The sequence below is a fragment of the Flavobacterium sp. genome (assembly GCF_049318185.1).
Lineage (GTDB): Bacteria > Bacteroidota > Bacteroidia > Flavobacteriales > Flavobacteriaceae > Flavobacterium.
Window position 1 is genome coordinate 21,228 of the sequence record NZ_JBMOGV010000009.1, and the last position, 22,472, is coordinate 43,699.

20 protein-coding genes are annotated in these 22,472 nt (G+C 30.3%); 6 read left to right on the forward strand and 14 right to left on the reverse strand.

Translation table 11 applies throughout. From position 1 onward, the window contains the following. Positions 1-5: 5 nt before the first annotated feature. The gene (locus ACOYLT_RS01935) at positions 6-548 is read right to left on the reverse strand and encodes a DUF1599 domain-containing protein (RefSeq protein WP_422852154.1); all 543 of its coding nucleotides are present in this window, start codon (positions 546-548) and stop codon (positions 6-8) included. 92 nt (positions 549-640) lie between these two features. Between ACOYLT_RS01935 and folP the strand changes: the two genes are divergently transcribed. After that, positions 641-1,459 (forward strand): dihydropteroate synthase, encoded by an 819-nt coding sequence (folP, locus tag ACOYLT_RS01940; protein ID WP_422852155.1) that lies wholly within the window; start codon positions 641-643, stop codon positions 1,457-1,459. Further along, complete coding sequence (locus tag ACOYLT_RS01945) at positions 1,456-2,082, forward strand: hypothetical protein (protein ID WP_422852156.1); 627 nt, start codon at positions 1,456-1,458, stop codon at positions 2,080-2,082. The genes folP and ACOYLT_RS01945 overlap by 4 nt, the downstream gene beginning before the upstream one ends. Before the next feature lie 19 nt (positions 2,083-2,101). Here ACOYLT_RS01945 and rlmH read toward each other — a convergent pair whose 3' ends face one another. From rlmH to ACOYLT_RS01995, 10 genes are all read right to left on the reverse strand, one after another. Beyond that, positions 2,102-2,575, reverse strand: coding sequence for a 23S rRNA (pseudouridine(1915)-N(3))-methyltransferase RlmH (gene rlmH, locus ACOYLT_RS01950; protein WP_422852157.1), 474 nt, complete (start codon positions 2,573-2,575; stop codon positions 2,102-2,104). A gap of 8 nt (positions 2,576-2,583) precedes the next feature. Continuing rightward, the gene (locus ACOYLT_RS01955; RefSeq protein ID WP_422852158.1) at positions 2,584-3,324 is read right to left on the reverse strand and encodes a shikimate dehydrogenase family protein; all 741 of its coding nucleotides are present in this window, start codon (positions 3,322-3,324) and stop codon (positions 2,584-2,586) included. Further along, positions 3,325-4,725, reverse strand: a complete 1,401-nt coding sequence (locus ACOYLT_RS01960; RefSeq protein WP_422852159.1) for a tetratricopeptide repeat protein — start codon at positions 4,723-4,725, stop codon at positions 3,325-3,327. Between the two features lie 169 nt (positions 4,726-4,894). Beyond that, complete coding sequence (locus ACOYLT_RS01965; RefSeq protein WP_422852160.1) at positions 4,895-6,082, reverse strand: aspartate aminotransferase family protein; 1,188 nt, start codon at positions 6,080-6,082, stop codon at positions 4,895-4,897. A gap of 266 nt (positions 6,083-6,348) precedes the next feature. After that, positions 6,349-8,013: an OstA-like protein gene (locus tag ACOYLT_RS01970; protein ID WP_422852161.1), complete on the reverse strand. Its 1,665-nt coding sequence runs from the start codon at positions 8,011-8,013 to the stop codon at positions 6,349-6,351. A 58-nt stretch (positions 8,014-8,071) separates the two neighbouring features. Further along, positions 8,072-9,346: an adenylosuccinate synthase gene (locus ACOYLT_RS01975; RefSeq protein ID WP_422852162.1), complete on the reverse strand. Its 1,275-nt coding sequence runs from the start codon at positions 9,344-9,346 to the stop codon at positions 8,072-8,074. A 54-nt stretch (positions 9,347-9,400) separates the two neighbouring features. Then, positions 9,401-9,853: a Fur family transcriptional regulator gene (locus tag ACOYLT_RS01980; RefSeq protein ID WP_422852163.1), complete on the reverse strand. Its 453-nt coding sequence runs from the start codon at positions 9,851-9,853 to the stop codon at positions 9,401-9,403. A gap of 93 nt (positions 9,854-9,946) precedes the next feature. Beyond that, positions 9,947-12,166 (reverse strand): RelA/SpoT family protein, encoded by a 2,220-nt coding sequence (locus tag ACOYLT_RS01985; protein ID WP_422852164.1) that lies wholly within the window; start codon positions 12,164-12,166, stop codon positions 9,947-9,949. A 93-nt stretch (positions 12,167-12,259) separates the two neighbouring features. Further along, entirely contained in the window at positions 12,260-13,051 is a 792-nt protein-coding gene (locus ACOYLT_RS01990) for a TrmH family RNA methyltransferase (protein WP_422852165.1), read from the reverse strand. Positions 13,052-13,091: 40 nt separating this feature from the next. After that, positions 13,092-14,753: a gliding motility-associated C-terminal domain-containing protein gene (locus tag ACOYLT_RS01995; protein WP_422852166.1), complete on the reverse strand. Its 1,662-nt coding sequence runs from the start codon at positions 14,751-14,753 to the stop codon at positions 13,092-13,094. A 246-nt stretch (positions 14,754-14,999) separates the two neighbouring features. Between ACOYLT_RS01995 and ACOYLT_RS02000 the strand changes: the two genes are divergently transcribed. The 3 genes from ACOYLT_RS02000 to ACOYLT_RS02010 are packed head-to-tail and all read left to right on the forward strand — an operon-like array spanning position 15,000 to position 18,347. Then, positions 15,000-15,977, forward strand: coding sequence for a GNAT family N-acetyltransferase (locus ACOYLT_RS02000; protein WP_422852167.1), 978 nt, complete (start codon positions 15,000-15,002; stop codon positions 15,975-15,977). Further along, positions 15,974-17,071, forward strand: coding sequence for a DegT/DnrJ/EryC1/StrS family aminotransferase (locus ACOYLT_RS02005; protein ID WP_422852168.1), 1,098 nt, complete (start codon positions 15,974-15,976; stop codon positions 17,069-17,071). The genes ACOYLT_RS02000 and ACOYLT_RS02005 overlap by 4 nt, the downstream gene beginning before the upstream one ends. Position 17,072: 1 nt before the next feature. Next, positions 17,073-18,347 carry an O-antigen translocase gene (locus ACOYLT_RS02010; protein ID WP_422852169.1) on the forward strand — a complete coding sequence of 425 codons (1,275 nt, stop codon included), beginning with the start codon at positions 17,073-17,075 and terminating at the stop codon, positions 18,345-18,347. Here the strand turns inward: ACOYLT_RS02010 and ACOYLT_RS02015 are convergent. The 3 genes from ACOYLT_RS02015 to ACOYLT_RS02025 all read right to left on the reverse strand — a co-directional run bounded on the left by ACOYLT_RS02015 (position 18,344) and on the right by ACOYLT_RS02025 (position 21,872). Next, a complete protein-coding gene (locus ACOYLT_RS02015) occupies positions 18,344-18,991 on the reverse strand; it encodes a hypothetical protein (protein WP_422852170.1) in 648 nt (215 codons plus the stop codon). The genes ACOYLT_RS02010 and ACOYLT_RS02015 overlap by 4 nt on opposite strands. A 280-nt stretch (positions 18,992-19,271) precedes the next feature. Next, the gene (locus ACOYLT_RS02020; protein WP_422852171.1) at positions 19,272-20,708 is read right to left on the reverse strand and encodes an MBOAT family O-acyltransferase; all 1,437 of its coding nucleotides are present in this window, start codon (positions 20,706-20,708) and stop codon (positions 19,272-19,274) included. Positions 20,709-20,729: 21 nt separating this feature from the next. Next, positions 20,730-21,872, reverse strand: coding sequence for a glycosyltransferase family protein (locus tag ACOYLT_RS02025; RefSeq protein ID WP_422852172.1), 1,143 nt, complete (start codon positions 21,870-21,872; stop codon positions 20,730-20,732). 36 nt (positions 21,873-21,908) lie between these two features. Here ACOYLT_RS02025 and ACOYLT_RS02030 point away from each other — a divergent pair. Continuing rightward, on the forward strand, positions 21,909-22,472 hold a 564-nt coding region (locus ACOYLT_RS02030; protein WP_422852173.1), incomplete at its 3' end, for a glycosyltransferase.

Below are 22,472 nucleotides of genomic sequence, written 5' to 3' on the forward strand. Positions count from 1 at the left end.
AATTTTTATTGTCCAAATTTCATTAAAATCAATGCAAAAACTGCGTAATTAATCATGTCTTGATAATTTGCGTCAATGCCCTCAGAGACTAACGTTTTTCCTTTGTTATCTTCAATTTGTTTTACACGAAGTAATTTTTGTAGTATCAAATCAGTCAAAGAACTCACTCGCATATCTCGCCAAGCTTCACCATAATCATGATTTTTATCTTCCATTAATGATTTTGTCACAGTTACTTTTGAGTCATAAAGTTCAATGGCTTTAGCAAAATCTAAATCCGGTTGTTCAACAACTCCTAGATCCAATTGAATTAAAGCCATGATAGAATAATTTATTATCCCTATAAATTCTCCTGTTTCATCTTCATCTATTTTGCGAGTTTTATTTTGTTGTAAACTTCTAATTCTTTGAGCTTTTATAAATATTTGATCAGTGAGCGAAGGTAGTCTCAAAATGCGCCAAGCACTTCCGTAGTCTTTCATTTTGTTGCTATATAGTTGTCGGCATATTGCGATAACCTTGTCGTATTGTTGAGAAGTATTACTCATTTCGGTGTATATTTGTATCAAATTTGCTCAAAAGTAAAGAATAAACATTGAAGTTCAAAGTACAAAATATTATAACTCCATAAAGATAATAAATGATAATTAACTGTCTTGGAAAACTGATAGATTTATCTTCTCCAAAAGTAATGGGGATTTTGAATATAACCCCAAATTCTTTCTTTGATGGCGGGAAATATACCAATGAAAAAAGTATTCTAATTCAAGTAGAAAAAATGCTAACAGAAGGAGCTGATTTTATTGATATTGGCGCATATTCTAGTAAACCCAATTCAGAATTTGTTTCAGAGCAAGAAGAGCAAAATCGATTAATTCCAGTTATCAATTTAGTATTAAATAATTTTTCAAAAACTTTGATTGCTGTTGATACTTTTCGTGCCAATGTTGCTAAAGCTGGCATTGAAAATGGGGCTTGTATTATAAATGATATTTCTGCAGGAAGTTTGGATGAAAACATGTTACAAACTGTAGCTAAACTTCAAGTGCCCTATATAATGATGCATATGAAAGGAAATTCTAAAACCATGCAAAGTTTGACTCAATATGAAAATATTACTAAGGAAATGTTGTTCTACTTTTCTGAAAAAGTAGCTTTGGCAAGAAGTTTTGGAATTAATGATTTAATTATTGATCCAGGATTTGGATTTGCTAAAACACTTGAACAAAATTTTGAAGTTTTAAATAATTTAGAATTATTTCAAATGCTTGAATTACCTCTATTAGTTGGAGTTTCACGAAAATCTATGATATATAAAACTCTAGAAATATCTGCAGAATTTGCCTTGAATGGCACTTCGGTTTTGAATACGATTGCTCTTCAAAAAAGAGCAACTATTTTGAGAGTTCATGATGTAAAAGAAGCTATTGAGTGTGTGAAATTAGTATCACAATTATGAAAAAAATACTGATTATAGGTTTTTTTGTTTTACTGTTGTCCTGCCAAGACAAAGAAGTTTTGTTGCCAATATCATCAGAATCAATAATTGCTGAGGTTAAAGATTATTCTACTATAAATTTATTTTTTAAAATTGAAAATAAAGACACTTTAGTTGATTTCAATACTAAGAACTCTATAAATGCTAACAATTGGTTGTTTAATATTGATAAAAGATTGCCTTTACGAAAAGTGATTTTAGAAGTAAAAAAGTTGCAAAACAATAAATCATCAAGTATGTATAAAAATAAAACTTATGAAAATTATTTTACTTATACCGATACTGTAAAAAAAACAATGGCCTTTATGCCTTTTTCAAAAATTCATTTCAGACTTGAAAAGCCAGATTTTAATTTGGTTTGCTTTCATTTAGATCGTAATGATTTAGTACATTATAATGAAATGGTTTTTTCCAAAAGTCAAATACTAGAGTTTATAAATAAGCTTCCAAAGAATTCTAGAATATACTTTTCATTCGATAAAGGTATGTCGTTTGGGAAATATATTGAGTATGAATTTTTTATTAAGCATTTGGTTATTCCGGTGGGAATAAGTATAAATTACAAAAAAGAATATATTTACTAAACTAAATATATAGAACTTTTTATTGATGATGATAGGGTTCATTTTTCAAAATAGTAAATCCACGATATAATTGTTCTATAAAAAATAAGCGCACCATTTGATGCGAAAATGTCATGCTTGAGAGTGAAACTTTCCCCAGTGATTTTCTATATACTTCCTCACTAAAACCATAAGGTCCTCCAATTATAAATACTAATGACTTTACACTAGAGTTCATTTTTTTTTGCAAATAATCTGAAAAACCAACACTTGAAAAAGTTGTTCCATTTTCATCGAGTAGAATCAACTCATCAGTTGGAGTGAGTTTTGATAAAATCAATTCACCTTCTTTTTCCTTTTGCTGACTTTCTGAAAGATTTTTTACATTTTTGATATCAGGAATAATTTCCAAATTAAATTTGACATAAAAAGATAATCGCTTTGAATAATCGTCAATTAAAGTTTGTAACGATTTATTATCTGTTTTACCAATAGCAATGAGTTTGATGTTCATAGTACTTGTTATTTATTCCAAATTTTCCATGCTTTTTGTGCTTGTAATACTAACATTTCATAACCGTTTTTAGTAACAGCTCCTCTTTCTTTTGCATTTTTTAAAAATTGTGTTTCCTCAGGATTATAAATCAAATCAAAAGCAATATGCTTTTCAGTAAAAAAAGGATAGGGTATCTTTGGAAACACTTCGGTATTTGGACTAGTTCCTACTGGAGTGCAATTGATTATAATGTGAAAGTTATCAAAAGTTGAAGCGTTTATTTGGTTATAACAAATCATATCTTTTTTTTCTTCTCTAGAAACAAAAGCGTGAAGAATTCCTAGTTTGTCTAAAGCATAAGCAACAGCTTTTGCAGCACCACCAGTCCCTAGGATTAAAGCTTTTTTATGATGCGCTTGTAAAAGTGGCTCTAATGATTTCATAAAACCATAATAATCTGAATTGTAACCTTTTGTTTTTCCTTTTTTAGTAAAACAAATAACGTTTACAGCGCCAATTTGGGCAGCATTTTTTGAAAGTTTGTCTAAATAAGGTATAACAGATTCTTTGTAGGGTATAGTTACATTTAACCCTTCTAAATCAGGATTTGATCTTATTAAAGTTGGAAATTCTTCAATAGTTTGAATGTCAAAATTTGAATAACTACATGCTACAAGTTCGTTCAAAGCAAATTTCTCTGTGAAATACTTTTTTGAGAATGAATAGGAAATATTTTTCCCGATTAGACCAAAAAGTCTTTTCGACATTTATTCTGATTTTTTGTGTTTAGCAATATACTCTTGCACCGAAGGTCTTTCCCATACCATTGGAAATAATTTTTGAATAATAGTAGTATGTTTAAAATTTAAACGCAATCCATTACTTAAATGAAATGTTCCTTTTTCTTCTTCATTTAACATTAAATGGAAACCTGCCAGACGGTATTCTACTTCATATTCTTCAGGAAAATATTCTGCTGCTTGTATTAGGGTTAAAATGGCATTATTGAATTCATCCATTTGCATCATCATATCTACCCAAAACAACCAAGTATCTAATTGATAATCGCCATATTCAACCGCTTTTCGATATCCAAATTCAGCTTCTTCAAAATTATCCAAAGCTTTATTGATGGTAGCAAAACGTTTCCAGTATAAACAATTTTGATCATCTATTGCTAAAGCTTTGTTGACATAAAAAAGTCCTTTTTTATAATTTTTTTGACGAACATAATAATCAGTGATAGCAATCCAACCTTTGTCTAAAAGCGGGTCTTCATGTACTGTTTTATTAAAATACTTTAAAGCTTCTGCTTTGTGTCCAAGTTTTTCATGACATTTTCCAATGCGCAGTAGAGCATAAGAAGTTGGGTCGTCTAATTCAATTGTTTTGTTATAGCTTTCAATGGCTTCATCATATCTTTTCAAGCGTTCTAATGCTTTCCCGTTTTCCATGTAGGCTCCAATGAATTCATCATCTATATAGGTTGCGAATTCAAAAGAACGAACGGCGTTTTCATAATCTTTCACACCATAATATAATCTTCCACATTGATGCCAAGCAATTTCACTGTATGGATTTCTATCGATATAGGTTTTAAGGTATTCAATGGCTTGCAAATTTTGGTCTAAAAACTCAAAACAGTATACTACATTATATAAAGCTGATTGGTCTTCAAAATCTTCTTCTAAGCATTTAATGAAATTCTCTTTGGCTAGTTCTAGATTATCCATAAAAAGATACTCCATTCCAATTAAGTTATAAACATCAGCATAATCTTCAGTATATTTAAGTGCTATTTGTAAATGCTCCACGGCTTTACTGTGATCATCTCTTTTAGAATAAATATTTGCTTTTTGTATAAAAATTTCCTCGTTGGTAGGCTCAATAAAATATAATTCATTTAGCAATTTTTCTGCTTGATCTAATTTTTCGTCATACACCAACATTTCTACTTGTACTAATTTTAATCCGGTAGATTTGGGGTGTTGTTCAAGTGCTAATTTTAGTGCTTTCTTGGCTAAAGTAGCTTTGCCAATATCAAGATAATGCAAAATGATTTCCTCAAATTCCTCTGAGTCGAAAAAGAGTACTTTGTTGGTTTTCAACATAGATTCAAATTTCGATAACGATAAGTTGTATTCTTCTTCTTCGTGATCTAAATGCATAACAGTAGGTTTAAAATTATACTTAATAAAAGTAGAAAATCGTTGCGCTTTTTTTATAATTACTCGATTATTGTTGTAAACAATTTAATTAACAATTGATTTGTGATTGATGATTAACGATTATTGATTTTAGAAGTAAAAAAAATTGTAATCTTAATTTTTTAATTCCCTAAATTTCATTCATTATTTCATTCATCGCTTCAATTAGAATGGCACAACCTTCTCTAATTTCATCTTCAGAAATGGTTAAAGGAGGAGTAATTCTGATAGCACAACCTTCAAAAAGTAACCAAAATAGAATCAATCCTTTGTCTTGGCATTTGAAAATTACTTTATTAGTAATTTCAGGATTTTTTGTCATTGCTGCAAGCATTAATCCTTTTCCTCTTAATTCATCAATCAAAGGATGTACCAAAAGCTCTCGGAATAACTTTTCTTTAACTAAAGACTGACAAGTATAGTCTTTTTCCAGAATTTCTTCTAAAGTTGCTAAACATGCTGCCGCTATGACAGGATGTCCGCCAAATGTGGTGATATGTCCTAGTTTTGGATCGTGACTTAATAAATCCATGTATTTTTCATTGGCTATAAAACCACCAACAGGCATTCCGCCAGCCATTCCTTTGCCAATAATTACTACGTCAGGAATTACATTATAGTTTTCAAAGCCAAATAGTTTTCCTGTTCTACCAAAGCCAGGTTGGATTTCGTCAATAATCATTAATGCACCTACTTCTTCACAACGTTTTTTGATTTTTGTTAAAAAATCATTTTGAGGTTGGATGAATCCTGCTCCACCTTGAATGCTTTCTAGAATAATCCCTGCAGTTTTGGTGGTTATTTTTTGAATATCATCTTCATTATTAAAAGTGATAAAATCCACATCGGGAATTAAAGGACGAAAAATTTGTTTGCGTTCTTCAAATCCCATAACACTCAACGATCCCATGGTATTCCCGTGATAAGCATTGTTACAAGAAATTAATTGACTTCTACCAGTTACTCTGCGAACCAATTTTAAAGCGCCTTCACAAGCTTCTGTTCCTGAATTTACTAGATATACTTTATTTAAGCTTGGAGGTAATTGTTCAGTCAATAATTTACAATATGCTACCGCTGGATGTTGAGCATATTCACCATAAACCATGACATGCGAATATTTGTCTAATTGATTCTTAATAGCTTGATTTACTCTGGGATGTTGATGTCCCAAACTGCAGGCTGAAACTCCCGCTACAAAGTCTAAATATTTTTTGTTAGAAGTATCATAAATGTATGAACCAATTGCATGTGAAACTTCCATACCCAAAGGATAGGGTGTGGTTTGAGCCTGGTATTTTAGGAAATCTTCTTTCATGGTATTATTAAATCCCAGATTATTTGGTTATTCATTAATTTGATAATTCGTCATTGTGTCACAATTGGAACACCAATTAAATTGTTCTTCTTGATTTTGTAAAAATGTATTGGTTTTTTCGTTACAGTTTATACATATTACCTCTTCATTATCATCTTCAAATATTTGGAAAGGACAAGAAGTACAGCTCCAAACAGTTATATTTGACAAAACCTCACTTATATACCAAGTAAAGGATTTTTTTCTGCACTTAGGACATGTTTGGGTTACCATATTTTATGATTTAATTTTATCCTTTGTTTTAGATTATTTTTATCATAATCTAATGTTTCTTTACTTGGTTTTAGTGGTAAATTTTTCTTTTTCATATCAGCTTTACTCTCTGCTTGAATTTTAGCATCAAGTTCGTTTTCTTCTTCAGGGAAAATGTCATCTTTAGATTTTATTCGTTCATCGCCACGCCAGATAAATCCTCGGAGTTTACGAGCATTTTCGGGTAAATCTTTTTCGGGATAAATATCTCCGTCTACTTGGTTGAAAAAAGTAATAGAGTCAATAGTATTTTTATCTAACGTCAAATTGATTTTACTACTTACATTTTTATTAATACCAATCAATTCATTTTGGTCATTACGCATATAGTAAATCACTTCTGTGTTTTTAATAACATCAACTTCATAAAGTTTGTTGTCCCTAAATTTCCCAAAAAGATTTTGTCCTTTTACTTGATTATAGCCAGTGCCAAGTGAGTCTTTTGAAATAATAAAAGCATTATTTAGTACTTTTAACGAGTCTAGTTTTTCGGTTTTATTATTACCAATTAGATGCATTATGTCACCAGTCATTTGGTTTTCATAATTCCAAAGTATTGGTCTGCCGATGAGTTTTGTTAGTGCTATTTTTTGGTCAGAATGAATAGAATCGCATTTGCCACTCATATCCGTTTTATAGAAACGAACATTGTTAAAAGCTCTAATGACGCGCTCTCCTGGTTTTCCAGTGATAAGCATTTTTTTACCATGAATATACATAGAATCTTTTTCTACCAAAGTAATGGCTACGGCTCTTTTGGTAATCATTACAGAGTCTTTCTCGGTTTTCAAATTGCGATAAATCTCTGCATAATGTCCTTTAATAATTCCTTTATTTATAGTGTCGGTGATTTTCACATTATTGGTTGCCGAAGCATATTCTCGGTTTCGGTCATAGTATAAACTATCGCCTTCAATCAAACGGTCTTTGTATTTAATATAGGATTTTCTTTTGAAATAGGCCAAATTCTTTTTCGTATCATAAAAACCTTTTTCGGTATAGATGTAGTTTTCTTTGCTAGTAATAGTTGATGGCCCAAATAAATAGGAGTGACCCGAATTGGTATAATAATCCAAATGATTGGATTTTATAGTATATTTAGGATTAGTAATTGTTACAGCAGTCAGGAATTTGAACTTCTTTTCATTGGCATAATATCTTCCTGCTTTACTTTTAAGCGTGTTTTCTTTGCTGGTTATAGTGCCAAATGTATTATAATAGGCTTCTTGGGTATTTCTATCGAAATTAATCGTATCAGTGACCAATGTCGATTCTGGTGAACGCATTATTACATTTCCAGTAGCAAAGGCTTTTTTTACTTCGCCACTGTATTCGGCATATTTACTGTTTAAGAATAGTGTATCGCCTTGCACCATTTGTACATCACCGAAAGCTTTGATATAATTTTCTTTTTGAAAAAAATAGGCTTTATTACAAGTAAAAACTACACCTTCGTGGCTCACTCTGACATTACCAGTTAGTAACGCAGCATCTGGAATTTCAGTTTGATTGATATCAAAGTAGTCAGCGTATTCAACATTTATTTTGGATGATTTCTGTGCTTGAGCAAAGGTCACGGCAAAAAGAACTAATCCGATGTAAAAAAGGAACTTTTTCAATAGTTTTAAATTTTGCCAAATTTATGAAATTAGCCTCAATCAAAATCGATATTAAGAATTATTTATGTGTAATTGTTTGCTTTCTATCAGGGCCTACAGAAACTATTTTTATAGGTACATTCACTTCACGTTCTATGAATTCGATGTATTCTTTTAATTCCTTAGGTAAACTTTCGAAAGTAGTTAGACCTGTTAAGTCTTGCTTCCATCCTTTGAATTCTGTATAAATAGGAGTGACGTTTTCTTCCTCAATATTATAAGGTAAATGATTAATGGTTTCGCCTTTATAATTGTATCCTGTAGCAACTTTTAACGTTTCAAAACCTGATAGTACATCGCCTTTCATCATCATGAGTTGGGTAACGCCATTAATTTGTATGGCATATTTCAGTGCTACTAAATCTAACCAACCACAACGGCGTTTTCTTCCGGTCACCGAACCAAATTCATTCCCAACACTTGCCATCAAATCCCCAGCTTCGCCAAAATCTTCTGTTGGGAAAGGTCCTGAGCCTACCCGAGTAGTGTAAGCTTTGAAAATCCCATATACTTCTTTTATTTTATTTGGAGCAATGCCTAAGCCAGTACAAGCACCAGCTGCAGTAGTATTGGATGAAGTAACAAAAGGATAAGTTCCAAAATCAACATCTAACAAAGAACCTTGAGCACCTTCACAAAGAATAGATTTTCCAGCTTTTTGAGCTTGTGCCAAATATTCTTCACTGTCAATGAAATCTAATTTTTTTAAGTCTTCAATGGCTTCAAAGAATTCTTTTTCCAATTCGGCTAAATTATATTGAATATCAACATTGTAAAATGAAATCATAGCTTCATGTTTGTCTGCCAATGCTCTATATCGTTCTTTAAAATCAGCCAATTCAATATCTCCCACCCGAATTCCGTTTCTGCCTGTTTTGTCCATATAAGTTGGACCTATTCCTTTGAGTGTTGAACCAATTTTGGCTTTTCCTTTTGACGCTTCCGAAGCTGCATCGAGTAAACGATGAGTTGGTAAAATCAAATGCGCTTTGCGAGAAATAATTAGTTTAGATTTTAAATCCAAGTTGAATTTGGCTAAACCATCAATTTCGCTTTTGAAAACGACTGGGTCAATCACGACTCCATTTCCAATGATATTAATGTTATTGCTGTGAAAAATCCCCGAAGGAATGGTTCTTAAAACGTGTTTGATTCCGTCAAATTCTAAAGTATGTCCTGCATTTGGTCCGCCTTGAAAACGTGCGATAATGTCATATTTTGAAGTAAGAACGTCAACGATTTTACCTTTTCCTTCGTCGCCCCATTGTAATCCGAGTAGTAAATCTACGGTCATTATATTGTTTTTTGTGTTTGTAGTTAAAAGTCTTTCGATTCCATATATTTTGCGTTATTTTTTTTTATTCGCATAAAAATATAGTGAATGATTGTGTATTTCAATGCCAAATATTTCTTCAATAGTTTGTTTTATGGTTTGAATTCGTGGGTCACAAAATTCAATTACTTCACCTGTATCTGTCATTATAATATGATCGTGTTGTTTGTCAAAATATGACTTTTCATAATGAGCTTGGTTTTGTCCAAACTGATGTTTACGCACTAAACCACAATCTAATAAAAGTTCAATAGTATTGTATAATGTGGCTCTTGAAACGCGATAGTTTTTGTTTTTCATTTTGAGGTATAAATTCTCAATATCAAAATGCTCTTCGCTATCGTAAATTTCTTGAAGAATTGCATAGCGTTCAGGTGTTTTGCGATGTCCTTTGTTCTCAAGATACACAGTAAAAACATTTTTTACTTTCTCTTGATTTTTAGAATTATCTTTTGCAATTAAAGTCATGTTACAAAGTTAAATTTTTTGTTTTAAGTATAAATGATTAATCCAAAAACTTACTGCAAAGTTTTAAACGTCTTGTTAATAACAAAACTATTATTAGTTGGTATAAACTCTAGTTACTTTATCAACACCATCAATTTTCTTAATATTATCAATAAGTTTTTTCAGAATATTATTGTTTTGTACCACCACAGCTACTTGTCCATAAAAAATACCTGCTTCACCACTCAAAGAAATATTCTGAATGTTAACGTTCATGTTATTTGAAATTACTTTGGTCAATTCATTGGTTAAACCTAAACTGTCCATTCCAGTAATTTTTAATATGGCTTTGAATTCTTGTTGCGAAGAGTCAATCCATTTAGCTTGCATAATTCTATAGGCATAATTAGATTGTAATGTTATGGCATTTGGACAATCTTTCTTGTGCACTTTTATTCCTTCATTTATGGTAATAAAACCAAATACTTCGTCACCTGGAATAGGGTTGCAACAGGATGATAATTTATAGTCTAATTTGTCTTGATCTGAACCAAAAACTAATAGGTCATAGTTATTACTTAGCTCTTGTTTATTTATTTCTTCAGGATTTGAATTTGGAGAACGTTTTATTTTATTCTTAAAAAAGTTCATCAAAGAGTTGCTTTTTTGAGCTGCAAAATCCTTGAGTTGTTGATTTTCTATAGAACCAATTCCCATCCTGTAAAATAAATCTAAACTTGTTTTTAACTTTAGATAATTAACCAATTCATTTATTACATTTTCGTTAAGCGTAATTTTTAAATGCTTTAGTTTTCGTGTCAATAGCTCTCTTCCGTCTTCGGCAATTTTTTTAGTGTTTTCGTTAAGTACATTTCTGATTTTGTTTTTCGCTCTTGATGTTGTAACATAATCTAACCAGTTTATAGTTGGTTTTTGATGTACAGAAGTAATTACTTCTATTTGGTCACCACTTTTTAATTCATGATTTAGCGGTACCAATTTTCCGTTTACCCTAGTTCCTCTTGTTTTTATACCAATTTCGGAGTGAACACTAAAAGCAAAATCAAGTGAAGTGGCACCTTTGGGCAAGGATTTAATTTCTCCTTTGGGAGTAAAAACGAAGATTTCTTTTGCATATAAATTCATTTTGAAATCTTCAACAAAATCTACAGCATTAGTTTCGGAACTTTCTAAAGCTTCTTTCAAAAGATTAAGCCAAGTATCTAAACCACTTTCCTCTGTGGCTCCTTGTTTGTATTTATAATGGGCAGCATATCCTTTTTCTGCAATTTCATCCATGCGTTCACTTCGTACTTGAATTTCTACCCATCTACCTTTTGGTCCCATGACTGTAATGTGTAATGCTTCGTAACCTGTAGATTTTGGTGAGGAAATCCAATCGCGCAAACGGCTTGGACTTGGACGATAATGATCAGTAACTATAGAGTAGATTTTCCAAGCCAGAAATTTTTCATCATGAAGATTAGAATTATAAATTATTCTTAGTGCAAACTTATCATACACTTCATCAAAGGTTACATTCTGAGCTGCCATTTTTCTTCGAATAGAATATATTGATTTTGGCCTGCCTTTCATGATATATTCTATACCTTCTTCGCCTAAGGATTTTTTTAAAACATCTGATATAGTGTCAATATAGGCGTCTTGCTCTTCTTTGGTTTCTTTAATTTTGCTAACAATATCTTTATAAACTTCGGGTTCAGTATATTTTAATCCTAAGTCTTCTAACTTGGTTTTGATATTATATAACCCTAGTCTATGAGCTAGAGGTGCATAGATATAAAGCGTTTCGGATGCAATCTTTACTTGCTTATGATCAGGCATTGAGTCCATGGTTTGCATGTTGTGCAAACGGTCGGCAAGTTTTATTAAGATTACTCGAACATCATCATTTAAGGTCAATAGCATTTTACGGAAGTTCTCTGCTTGCATTGAGATGTTCATGTCTTTTTTAACTTGTGAAATTTTGGTCAAACCTTCAACTAAATGGGCAATCTTTGGATTGAACATTTTTTCAATATCTTCCAAAGTAACATCAGTATCTTCAACCACATCGTGCATTAATGCTGCGGCTATACTTGTTGGGCCAAGGCCGATTTCGGAAGCGACAATTTTGGCTACGCCAATAGGATGGAAAATATAGGCTTCCCCCGATTTTCTTCGTTGGTCTATATGAGCATCAACAGCAACATTAAATGCTTTTCGAATAAGTTTTTTATCAGCATCAGTGAGTGTTTGATAACTAATTCGAAGTAATTCTTTGTATTCTCGAGCAATGGCTTTTTTTTCTTCCTCTAAATCAATTTCAATCATAGCATTTTTCAATCAATTCCTAAAATTAGAAATAACAAATGAGATGTGCAAATAGAAAATTTTAAAAAGCTATTTCCTAAATCAAAAAAATAGTTATTTAAATCCTCTTTGACGTTTAGCTTCAAAAATTAAAATGGCTGCAGCAACAGAAACATTCATGCTATCTATTTCGCCTTGCATAGGAATGATGATGTTTTGTGTAGCTTTTTCTCGCCAAAGTTCAGAAAGCCCAGTAGCTTCTGTTCCAACTACTAAAGCTGTAGGTTGTGTAAAATCTTGAGCGTGATAAGAAGTCGAATTTTGTAGAGTTGCACTGTAGAAGTTAATTTTATTTTGGATTAAAAAATCAATAGTTTCTTCGGTAGTAGCCATTGCAATTTGATTGGTGAACAAACAGCCCACACTGGATCGAACAATATTTGGATTATATAAATCGGTTTTTGGATTAGCAATAATTACTGCATCAATATTGGCAGCATCACAAGTGCGCAACATAGCGCCAATATTTCCTGGTTTTTCAATGGCTTCCATTACTACTGTCAATGGATTTTTTGGAAGTTTTAATTCGGAAAGTTGAAGGGATTTGGTTTTAGCAACAGCAATAATTCCTTCGGTGGTGTCCCGGTAAGCAAGTTTTTTATAGACTTCTTTGGAGATTTCAATTAATTCAATTTGGAGATTTGGAGATTTGAAAATTTGAAGATTGTTTATTACTTCTGGAACAAATAATAGTGTTTCCAATTCATAGTCACCTTTGATAGCCAGTTCAATTTCTCGCATGCCTTCAATTAAAAATATACCCGATTGTTTTCGGGCTTTTGCTTTTTCTTGGAGTTGTATTAAAGATTTAATATAAGGATTTTGAGCGGATGTGATTTGTTTCAATAGTAAAGGTTTATTAGTTTATCAAGTTTATAAGGGAAGATTAATGTGCCAAAAACAAATAACCAGACAATGGTTTAGGATAGTCAATATCATTCAAAAATAGCAAATAAAAATAAGTCCCGTCGGGTGCATTTTCACTTCCAATTCCATCTTTTACTTGTCCGCTCCACTTATCTGTGTTATGATTTCCTGTCCAAATCAATCTTCCCCAACGGTTATAAATTTCAATTTTAAAATTAAGGAAAATATCATATAATCCATCAATTGTCAAATTATCGTTGTAAGTATCATTATTAGCAGAGATATAGTTATGAACTGTTGGCGGGCAATTTCTTGTTTTTAATAAAAATGAGGTAATACTAAAACAATTTTCATTGTCAATTCTTATAAAAATTTCTTTGGGAGTTGCTATTGCAACATAATTTGTTGTGTTTGAAATGGGGTTTACACCATTCACTGCATTTTCTAATGTTTCATAAAATTGAACTGTGTTTTCGGGATTTGTTTTTACTTCTTCAGCATAATTTGAAAAATTAAAAGTCCCTTTTGTAAAACCTTCGTTACAGGTCTCTAAATTTTCCAATGGATTGAATTTAGGAGAAAACCAGAGCGAATCATTTACAGAAAATATATTATTGTTTTCCACAAGTTCTGTTATAATTCCGGTGCCATCTCCTTTATCATCAACCACAAATTTAATTTCGAAATTTTCCTCAACAGCACCTGATAAAGTAAGACTTATTTGTGAAGAAATAGTTCCGCTAACTGGAATAGCAACAGAAGTTGCGATAGTTTGTAATAACTGCCCATTGACATAAATTGAGATAGGAGTTTGTGCAGGTAGTGATGCTGTGCAATTTAAATTGGAAACAGAATAATCAACTAACACCCTTTTTGAGTCACATTGTTTTTCTATAGAATTAATAGAAATAGTGGCATCGGGCAATTGACTATTTAATTTTGTTACCACGGTATTAATCATTACAAAATCTTGAAAAGATGTCAATGAAATTTCGGCAGATGAATCGCCAATTTGAATGTTGTTTTGAATATCATAAACATCTAAATCCATATTATATAAAGTGGTGCTTTCATCAAAAGAGTTGGTTCCATTAAAAACATTATTTTGAGGATTTAACGAATTGCTTAATAAGTTCCCATTGAATTTAAATTCTTCTGTTGCCAAACCAGAATCACCTTCCCAAGCCAAAAAACCAACTTTGGAGTTTGCATTATCTATGACATTTAAACTATTTAAAGTTATAGTTAACTCATCAGGTACTCCTTGTAATCCGTCATAAATATTTACTTGATTGATAGGTAGGTTACTATTTTTGTAGATAATTATAATGGCCCAACCAGCAAAGTTGGTTTTTATTTGAAAATGTAAATCTTCAAAAGCAGAAATATCAAGATTAGACAAAGTATAATTGCCATTTCCTGTATTTTGTATTATGGAAGTAACATCTTTAAAAGCACTAAAATAGGTGAAGGTATCAATGCCAAAAGTTCTATTGTAACTAAAAGTTCTATCGGGTGTAATTGTCTCTGAATTTAAATTTACCTCAAAATCTCCATCGCCACTTCCTGCCCAATATAAATAGGCCTTTTCTATTTCATCTGATGGATTCATTGTCAAAGAAGCAGAAGATGAAGTCCCAGTTATATAGTCAATAACGGAATTATTTTCGGCGCTATTCATAGTATTACCAAAAAATGTAAAATCAAAACGTCCATTAAACTGCTTATAGATACTAATATTTTGGCTTCTCACGCAGTTAATATTGAGCCAAAAGACAATAAAGTACAGTAAATTTCGTTTTAAATTCATAACAGTTCTAAATTTAATTGCACTAAAAATAGGTAATTATTTTGATTTTCTTATTTTTCGTTAAGTTACTGCTATTATAAAATAAATGTTTAATTTTCCAATGTTTAAAAAACAACTGTGAAAAACTATACTGTCAGACGCTATAATTCGGAAGATTCTGCCCTTTGGAATGCTTTTATAAGCAATGCAAAAAATGCTACTTTTCTCTTTCATCGCGATTTTATGGAATACCACTCAGATAGATTTGAGGATTTCTCTTTACTGGTTTTTGAAGAAAAAAAATTGGTTTCAGTAGTTCCTGCTAATAGAGTTCAGGATGTAGTTTATTCCCATCAAGGATTGACTTATGGTGGGTTTGTTTTTAATGATAAAATAAAAATAGGTAAAGTCATTGCTGTTATGCAATGTGCTTTAAAATTTTTGAATGAAAGTAAAATTGATACATTCCAATTGAAACTGATACCATCAATTTATCATACTTTTTTTTCAGAAGAAATTGAATATGCTTTGTTTTTGGCACATGCAAAATTAACTAGAAGAGATTGCCTTTCAGTCCTTGATTTAACAAAAGAAATTTTATATTCAAAAATTAGAAAAAGAGGTATAAAAAAAGGCCACTTGAATAGTTTAAATATTATAGAAGAAGATGATTTATCTGGATTTTGGAACGAAATTTTACTGCCAAATTTAGCTTTAAAACACCATGTTCAGCCCGTTCATTCACTAAGTGAAATATCTTTGTTACGTCAAAAATTTTCTAATAATATTCGTCAATTTAATATTTATCATAAAGATAAAATCGTGGCAGGAACAACAGTTTTTGTTTCAGACAATGTGGTTCATGCACAATATATTTCGGGTAATGAAGATAAAAATAAATTAGGAAGTTTAGATTTCTTATTTAATTATTTAATAAAGAATGTTTTTAAAGATAAAACTTATTTTGATTTTGGTATTTCTCACGAAGATAAGGGTCAAAAAATAAATGAAGGATTGCTTTATTGGAAGGAAAGTTTTGGAGCAAATTCTGTTACTCAAGATTTTTATGAAGTAGCCACAAAAAATTATACTCTTTTAGACTCTATTATGATATGATAAAATTCCTCGATTTACATAAAATCAATTTGCCTTTTCAAGAAGCTATTCATCAAAAAATGCAAGAAGTTCTTGATAAAGGTTGGTTTATTCTAGGAGATGAAGTCAAAACTTTTGAAACTAATTTTGCATCATTTTGTGGAACAAAATATTGTATGGGAGTTGGCAATGGATTGGATGCTCTAGTGCTTATTTTTAAAGGATATATTCAATTAGGCAAATTACAAAAAGGAGATGAGGTGCTAGTTCCTGCCAATACCTTTATAGCTAGTATTTTAGCAATTCTTCAAGCCGATTTAGTCCCAGTTTTAGTAGAACCAAAATTAGAAACCTATACTATAGATCCTGATTTAATTCTAGATAAAATTACTTCAAAAACTAAAGCAATTTTAGTAGTCCATCTTTATGGACAATTGGCTGAAATGGAAAATATAAATTCAATTGCAAAAAAGCATAATCTATTTATTATTGAAGATGCCGCTCAAGCTCATGGTAGTCGTTTAAATGAAAAAAAAGCAGGAAACTTGTCTTCTGCTGCTGCATTTAGTTTTTATCCTGGTAAAAATCTTGGAGCTCTGGGTGACGCAGGTGCAATTACTACTAATGATAATGAACTTGCCCAAGTAGTGTTTGCATTAAGAAATTATGGTTCAGAACAAAAATATCAAAACGAATTCATCGGTGTAAATTCTAGATTAGATGAAATACAAGCAGCTTTTTTGAATATCAAATTACCTCACCTTGAAAGTGAAAATGAAGTTAGAAGAAGTATTGCACGGCGATACATTTCTGAAATTAAAAACCCAAAAATAACTTTACCCTATTGGAATGGTTCACCTAGTCATGTGTTTCACTTGTTTGTTATTAGAACTAAAAAACGTATACAATTGCAAAACTATTTGAAACAAAATGGTGTTGAAACTTTAATACACTATCCTATTTCCCCACATAAGCAAAAAGCATTTGAACCATGGGACCAATTATCATATCCTATTACTGAAAAAATACATCAAGAAGTTTTGAGTTTGCCGATAAGCCCAGTGATGAAATCGGAAGAGGTGACTTATGTTATTCAGATTTTAAATCAATTTTAATTTGGAAATACTTAAAAAATTAGCAGCTAAAGAACTGTTTAAAGTTACTTCTTTGAATAGTATCAGTGTGATTTTTAAAATCGGAATTGGGTTAGTAACTTCTAAATTGTTGGCTATTTTTGTTGGGCCATCGGGTATGGCTTTAGTTGGTAATTTTAGGAATTTTATTTCGTCTTTGGAAAGTATAGCCACATTAGGTTTTCAAAACGGAATTGTAAATTATATAGCGCAAAGCAGAGAGGATAATTTAAAATTGAATAAAATTATATCTACTGTTTTTACAAGTCTATTTATGGTTTCTTTACTTTTGAGCAGTGGTTTGTTCTTGTTTTCAGAATATTTGTGTGTTCAGATTTTTGGAACTAATCCTAATTTCGGAATTGTCTTTAAATGTTTGGCATTGGCACTTCCTTGGTATGCAACCTCTATATTTTTACTTTCTGTAATTAATGGTTTAGGACACTATAAAAGGGTGATTCAAATCAATATTATCGGAAATGCTGTTGGCTTGTTTGTCTCTATTATTATGATAATATATTTCAAAACATTAGGCGCCATACTTTCAATTGTTATTTCACCCTCGCTAATGTTTTTTATAACATACTTCTTTATCAATAGGGAAATCAATTTTTTTAAAGCAATCCATTTAAACCAGTTTGATTTTAAAATTATAAAAAAACTGTCTTCTTTTTCACTAATGGCATTAGTTTCTTCGGTTATTGGTCCAATGGTTTTTTTGGCTGTCAGGAAATATGTAATTCATATTGTAGGCTTAGAACAAGCCGGTTATTGGGAAACAATAACTCGTATTTCGAGTTATTACCTAATGTTTATTACTACAATTTTATCTATTTATTTTCTGCCAAAATTAACCGTTGCCACTAGTAATAAGGAAACAAAAAGCATTTTTTGGAGTTTTTACAGGTATTTACTTCCGTTATTTAGTATTGGGATAATCATATTATATTTTTTGCGTTTTTACATAATTAAAACCTTATTTACAGTTGAATTCCTTCCCGTTACTGGTTTGTTTTTTTGGCAATTAATAGGTGATTTTTTGAAGGTTGCTTCCTTAATTTTGGGTTATAATTTACTGGCAAAAAAAATGACGGTTGTTTTTATTGTTACAGAATTGTTTTCACTTTCAATCACCTATTTTTTAAGTCTGTATTTGGTTACTATTTTTGGTGTTGAAGGAGTCGTGATGGCCCATGCTTTTACCTATTTAGTATATTTGATAGTGTTGAGTATGGTTTTTAGAAAAAGTATTTTTTAATTATTTATAATTGAATCTATAATCTTAGAATATTTTTCAGCACCTTTTGCATTTAAGTGATCATCATTACTAAAATCTCTAATAGTAAAATCTCTGTTTTTTTCAAAATCCAAGTACTTAATTTTATATTTAGCAATTAAATTTTGAATAAATTTATTAACCTTTATTTTTTTTATAATTAATTCATTATCAATGTAGGTTTTGTACAATGGTGTTGAAAAAATATAAATTTCAATATTTTTTTGTTTACAATATTCTATTATAGACATGATTCTTTCTGAATTTTTTTTGAAATCAAGGTCTGATATTTCTTTATGTCTGAATTCAATTCTTTTTTTGGCAGAATTAGCTATTTTATTGGTATCGTATTTCATTTCAGAAAATTCGTCTGAAAAATTTCCTTCTTCAAATCCAAACTCATTTATAATTGGTGGTCTGTAATTTTTATTAAATCTATCTAAAATAATTTTATTAAATAGTTTTGTATTGGATAAATAAATTGATAATTTGTTTGAATAATTTATTGGGTAAATTTCAATATCGTAATACATGCTGTACCAAGAATATCTGAAATAATCTTTGTCTCTTTGAGTGTCTAGACTATGATAGTCTAATTCGAAAATCACTTTTTTTAAATTCTTCATTTGTTTTACGTTATGAAAAAAAAGTGCTGAATCTAGCTGTATGTCCTGAGAACCATATGATAGGTTTACAGTTTTTAATTTAAAAAATTTAGGATTTAAAGCACATTGATTATGAGATGAGCCTAAAATTAAAACTTCAATAGTTTCTTTGTTTTTTTTAAAATAATTTGCTATGGTAATAAATGAGTTTTGTGAGTTCCTAAAATAAAGTTCAAATCCTATTAAAATTAACAAAATTGGAATAATAAACATCAAGAATTTTTGTAAAAATTTTTTCATCTCAAAACTGGAAATATATAAATTCTTGTTCTTTACCCATGAAAATAAAGATAATTATAATTAACAGGTAATAAAACGAAATTCGAACCATTTTAGGCCACTTAAATCCCAATCTTTCTAGTGAATACTGATTTTCTCTTCCTATCCATTCAATAATAATAAAGAATAATAACAATACTAAAAGTGTTAATGGAAATATTGTTGGTTTTGTAAATAGTGATTTATTGAAAATTCCATGGATGTAGTTTATGGCGTGAGTAATATTGTTTGCTCTAAAGAAAATCCATGCAAATGTTGTAAGTAAGAAAGTAATCAGTATTTGAATAATTTCACTAAAATTAGGTATTAATCTATCTTTAGCCACAATTTCTGTATTGTTTCTGTTTTTATTTAATAGTAATAGTGGTAAAAAATATAATGCATTTAAAAATCCCCAAGCCAAGAATGTCCAGTTTGCACCATGCCAAAAACCACTGATTAAAAAAATGATAAATATGTTTCTTACTTTTATCCAAGAGCCTGTCTTGCTCCCGCCTAGAGGAATATACAAATAATCTTTAAACCATGAAGTCAGTGAAATATGCCATCGCCGCCAAAATTCAGCAATATCTCTCGAAAAGTATGGAAAGGCAAAATTGCGTAATAAATTTATTCCAAAAAGTCTTGCAGTTCCTAATGCAATGTCTGAATATCCAGAAAAATCACAATAAATTTGGAATGCAAATAATAAAGCACCAAGCACTAAATTACTTCCTGATTGATGAGCGGAATCATTAAAAATAAGATTGACATACTCAGCACAATTATCTGCAATTACAATTTTCTTAAATAATCCCCAAAGGATTTGTCTTAAACCATCAGCTGTTGCTGTATAATTGAATTTTCTATTCCGTTGAATTTGTGGTAAAAGATGTGTAGCTCTTTCTATTGGACCGGCAACCAAAAGGGGAAAGAAACTCACAAAAACAGAGTAAATAACAAAGTTCTTTTCGGGTTTTATTCTATCGTAATAAATATCGATGACATAAGATAATCCGTGAAAAGTATAAAAAGAAATCCCAACAGGAAGTATTACTTTTAATAATAATGGGTTGCTATTTAAACCAAAAGATGCTAACAATTCTGAAAATGAAGTTGCAAAAAAGTTATAGTATTTAAAAAATCCTAACAAACCAAGATTAGCACTAATGCTCAACCATAACCAAAATTTTTTTGTTTTTGAATTTTGAGATTTGTATATTTTTAAACCAGAGAAATAATCTAAAAGTGTCGAAAATATTAATAGAAACAAAAAAAGATAATCCCAACAAGAGTAAAAAAAATAACTTGCTACAAGAAGTAATATGTTTTGTTTTTTGTGGTTTTTATTTGCAACAAACCAATAGAGTAAATAAACAATTGGTAAAAAAAAAGCAAAATTGATAGAGTTGAATAACATAACTTAATAATTAAAAACGGTCTAATTAGTTTCCCAAACCTTTAAATATTTTTCAGCAATTTTAATATAATGGTGTTCCTTTTCTATAAAAGTTCTTGCTCGTTTTCCTATGGCAATAATTTCTTTTGGATTCTCAATTAAAAAAGATAGCTTCATAACCAAATAATCTAAATCAGGTAAAGCATTAATAACTACTTCATCTTCTTGTAATCCGTAATGCTCTAAAAACTCTTTTTCTGCACCTGTGAATACCACTTTTCCTTTTGCCATGGCTTCCAGTGCGTTATAGCCTTGATCTCTGCTAAAGCTCTGATCTAAAAGAATATGGGATTTGTTGTAAAGTTCAATATATAATGGATATGGAATTGTATTCGTAATTATTATTTCTACTTTATCTTGATATTTTTCTTTTATTATTTTCAACGCTTTTTCAAAATATGGAATTCCTTTTTGATTGTAACTGTATTTATTGATGCCTAAAAAAATAATTATTTTGTTTTCAATAACTAATTCTTTAAATTCTAATTTATTTATATTCACAGGATAAGGGATAAAACCTGAGTAAATAGAATAATTTTTTGTAGCATCTACATAATCAAAATCAGTAGCAATTAAGCCATCGAAATTTCGCATAATAAATTCGTGAATTTTAATATGCATTTTTTCAAAATAGTCATAAAATGGATTGAATTCTTTATAAAGATTTTGATTTTGAAAAAATGGTTGTAGTATTGATTTGTAGGACTGATTCTCAGTATAATATTTCAAAGTCATATAATCTATTCCACAAGACAGTAAAAATAAACGATTGTTAGATTTTGCTACTTGCTTCATTAAATAAAGTTCTATCCTTTTTGTTGTTTTTATGGGAGCTTCATTAACAAATTGGACAATATCAAAGTTTTTTAATTTTGGAAGAAAAAAATAAAATCGAAATCCATATTCCAAGCCTGCCAAATCAAATTTAAACAAACGAAAGAAAATTTTTCTTGGAATAGTGAATATCTTTTTCTTTAACCATTTTGCCTCGTAATCATAATCTACAGGATAACATTTGAAGCCATTACTGTTCCCAATCAAAACTACCTCATGACCTAGTTTAATTAAACCTTCTTTCAGTGAATTTTGTAAAAGGCTATATTCTCCTACAAGTAATATCCGCATAATTCTTATATTTGAGACGAAAATAATAAAATACAAATGATTTTGCCTGACAGAAGATATAAAATTGCTCTAATAGGTTTTCGTCTTGGTACAGGGGGTGCCGAAAAAGCATTGGCAAACTTGTCTATTTTTTTTGATAAAAAGGGAATAGATGTGCATAATATAATCGTTTTAGACGATGTTTCCTATGAGTATGCTGGCAAATTGATCAATTTAGGCAAGTTGAAAAATAAGTCTAATGATGTTCTGAATAAAATTCAACGTATTGTTTTTTTGAAAAAATACCTTAAAAAAAATAAGTTTGATTTTATTATTGATTTTCGCCCCAGAACAAAAACCGTTCAGGAATTAATAATTGCCAAATGGCTCTATAAGTCCAAAGTAATTTTTAGTGTCCGAAGCTATTTACTAGATTATTATATGCCCAATAGGTCAAGTTTAACGCGTTTAATGTATGGTAATTGTTATTCTATTGTAGCGGTAACAAAGACAACTCAAAAATTAATAGAAGCCAAACATAAATTAAAAAATGTTACTACAATATATAATCCGGTTGATTTTCAAGTAATTGAGAGTATGTGTAATGAACCTGTAGACTTA

Coding starts and splice junctions, on each gene's coding strand:
- ACOYLT_RS01945 (WP_422852156.1), top strand. CDS start 1,456: ATGAAAAAAATACTGATTATAGGTTTTTTTGTTTTACTGTTGTCCTGC.
- ACOYLT_RS02020 (WP_422852171.1), bottom strand. CDS start 20,708: ATGTTATTCAACTCTATCAATTTTGCTTTTTTTTTACCAATTGTTTAT.
- ACOYLT_RS02015 (WP_422852170.1), bottom strand. CDS start 18,991: ATGAAGAATTTAAAAAAAGTGATTTTCGAATTAGACTATCATAGTCTA.
- ACOYLT_RS01935 (WP_422852154.1), bottom strand. CDS start 548: ATGAGTAATACTTCTCAACAATACGACAAGGTTATCGCAATATGCCGA.
- ACOYLT_RS01985 (WP_422852164.1), bottom strand. CDS start 12,166: ATGATTGAAATTGATTTAGAGGAAGAAAAAAAAGCCATTGCTCGAGAA.
- ACOYLT_RS01995 (WP_422852166.1), bottom strand. CDS start 14,753: ATGAATAGCGCCGAAAATAATTCCGTTATTGACTATATAACTGGGACT.
- ACOYLT_RS01980 (WP_422852163.1), bottom strand. CDS start 9,853: ATGACTTTAATTGCAAAAGATAATTCTAAAAATCAAGAGAAAGTAAAA.
- ACOYLT_RS02005 (WP_422852168.1), top strand. CDS start 15,974: ATGATAAAATTCCTCGATTTACATAAAATCAATTTGCCTTTTCAAGAA.
- ACOYLT_RS01975 (WP_422852162.1), bottom strand. CDS start 9,346: ATGACCGTAGATTTACTACTCGGATTACAATGGGGCGACGAAGGAAAA.
- ACOYLT_RS01960 (WP_422852159.1), bottom strand. CDS start 4,725: ATGCATTTAGATCACGAAGAAGAAGAATACAACTTATCGTTATCGAAA.
- ACOYLT_RS02025 (WP_422852172.1), bottom strand. CDS start 21,872: ATGCGGATATTACTTGTAGGAGAATATAGCCTTTTACAAAATTCACTG.
- folP (WP_422852155.1), top strand. CDS start 641: ATGATAATTAACTGTCTTGGAAAACTGATAGATTTATCTTCTCCAAAA.
- ACOYLT_RS01965 (WP_422852160.1), bottom strand. CDS start 6,082: ATGAAAGAAGATTTCCTAAAATACCAGGCTCAAACCACACCCTATCCT.
- rlmH (WP_422852157.1), bottom strand. CDS start 2,575: ATGAACATCAAACTCATTGCTATTGGTAAAACAGATAATAAATCGTTA.
- ACOYLT_RS01955 (WP_422852158.1), bottom strand. CDS start 3,324: ATGTCGAAAAGACTTTTTGGTCTAATCGGGAAAAATATTTCCTATTCA.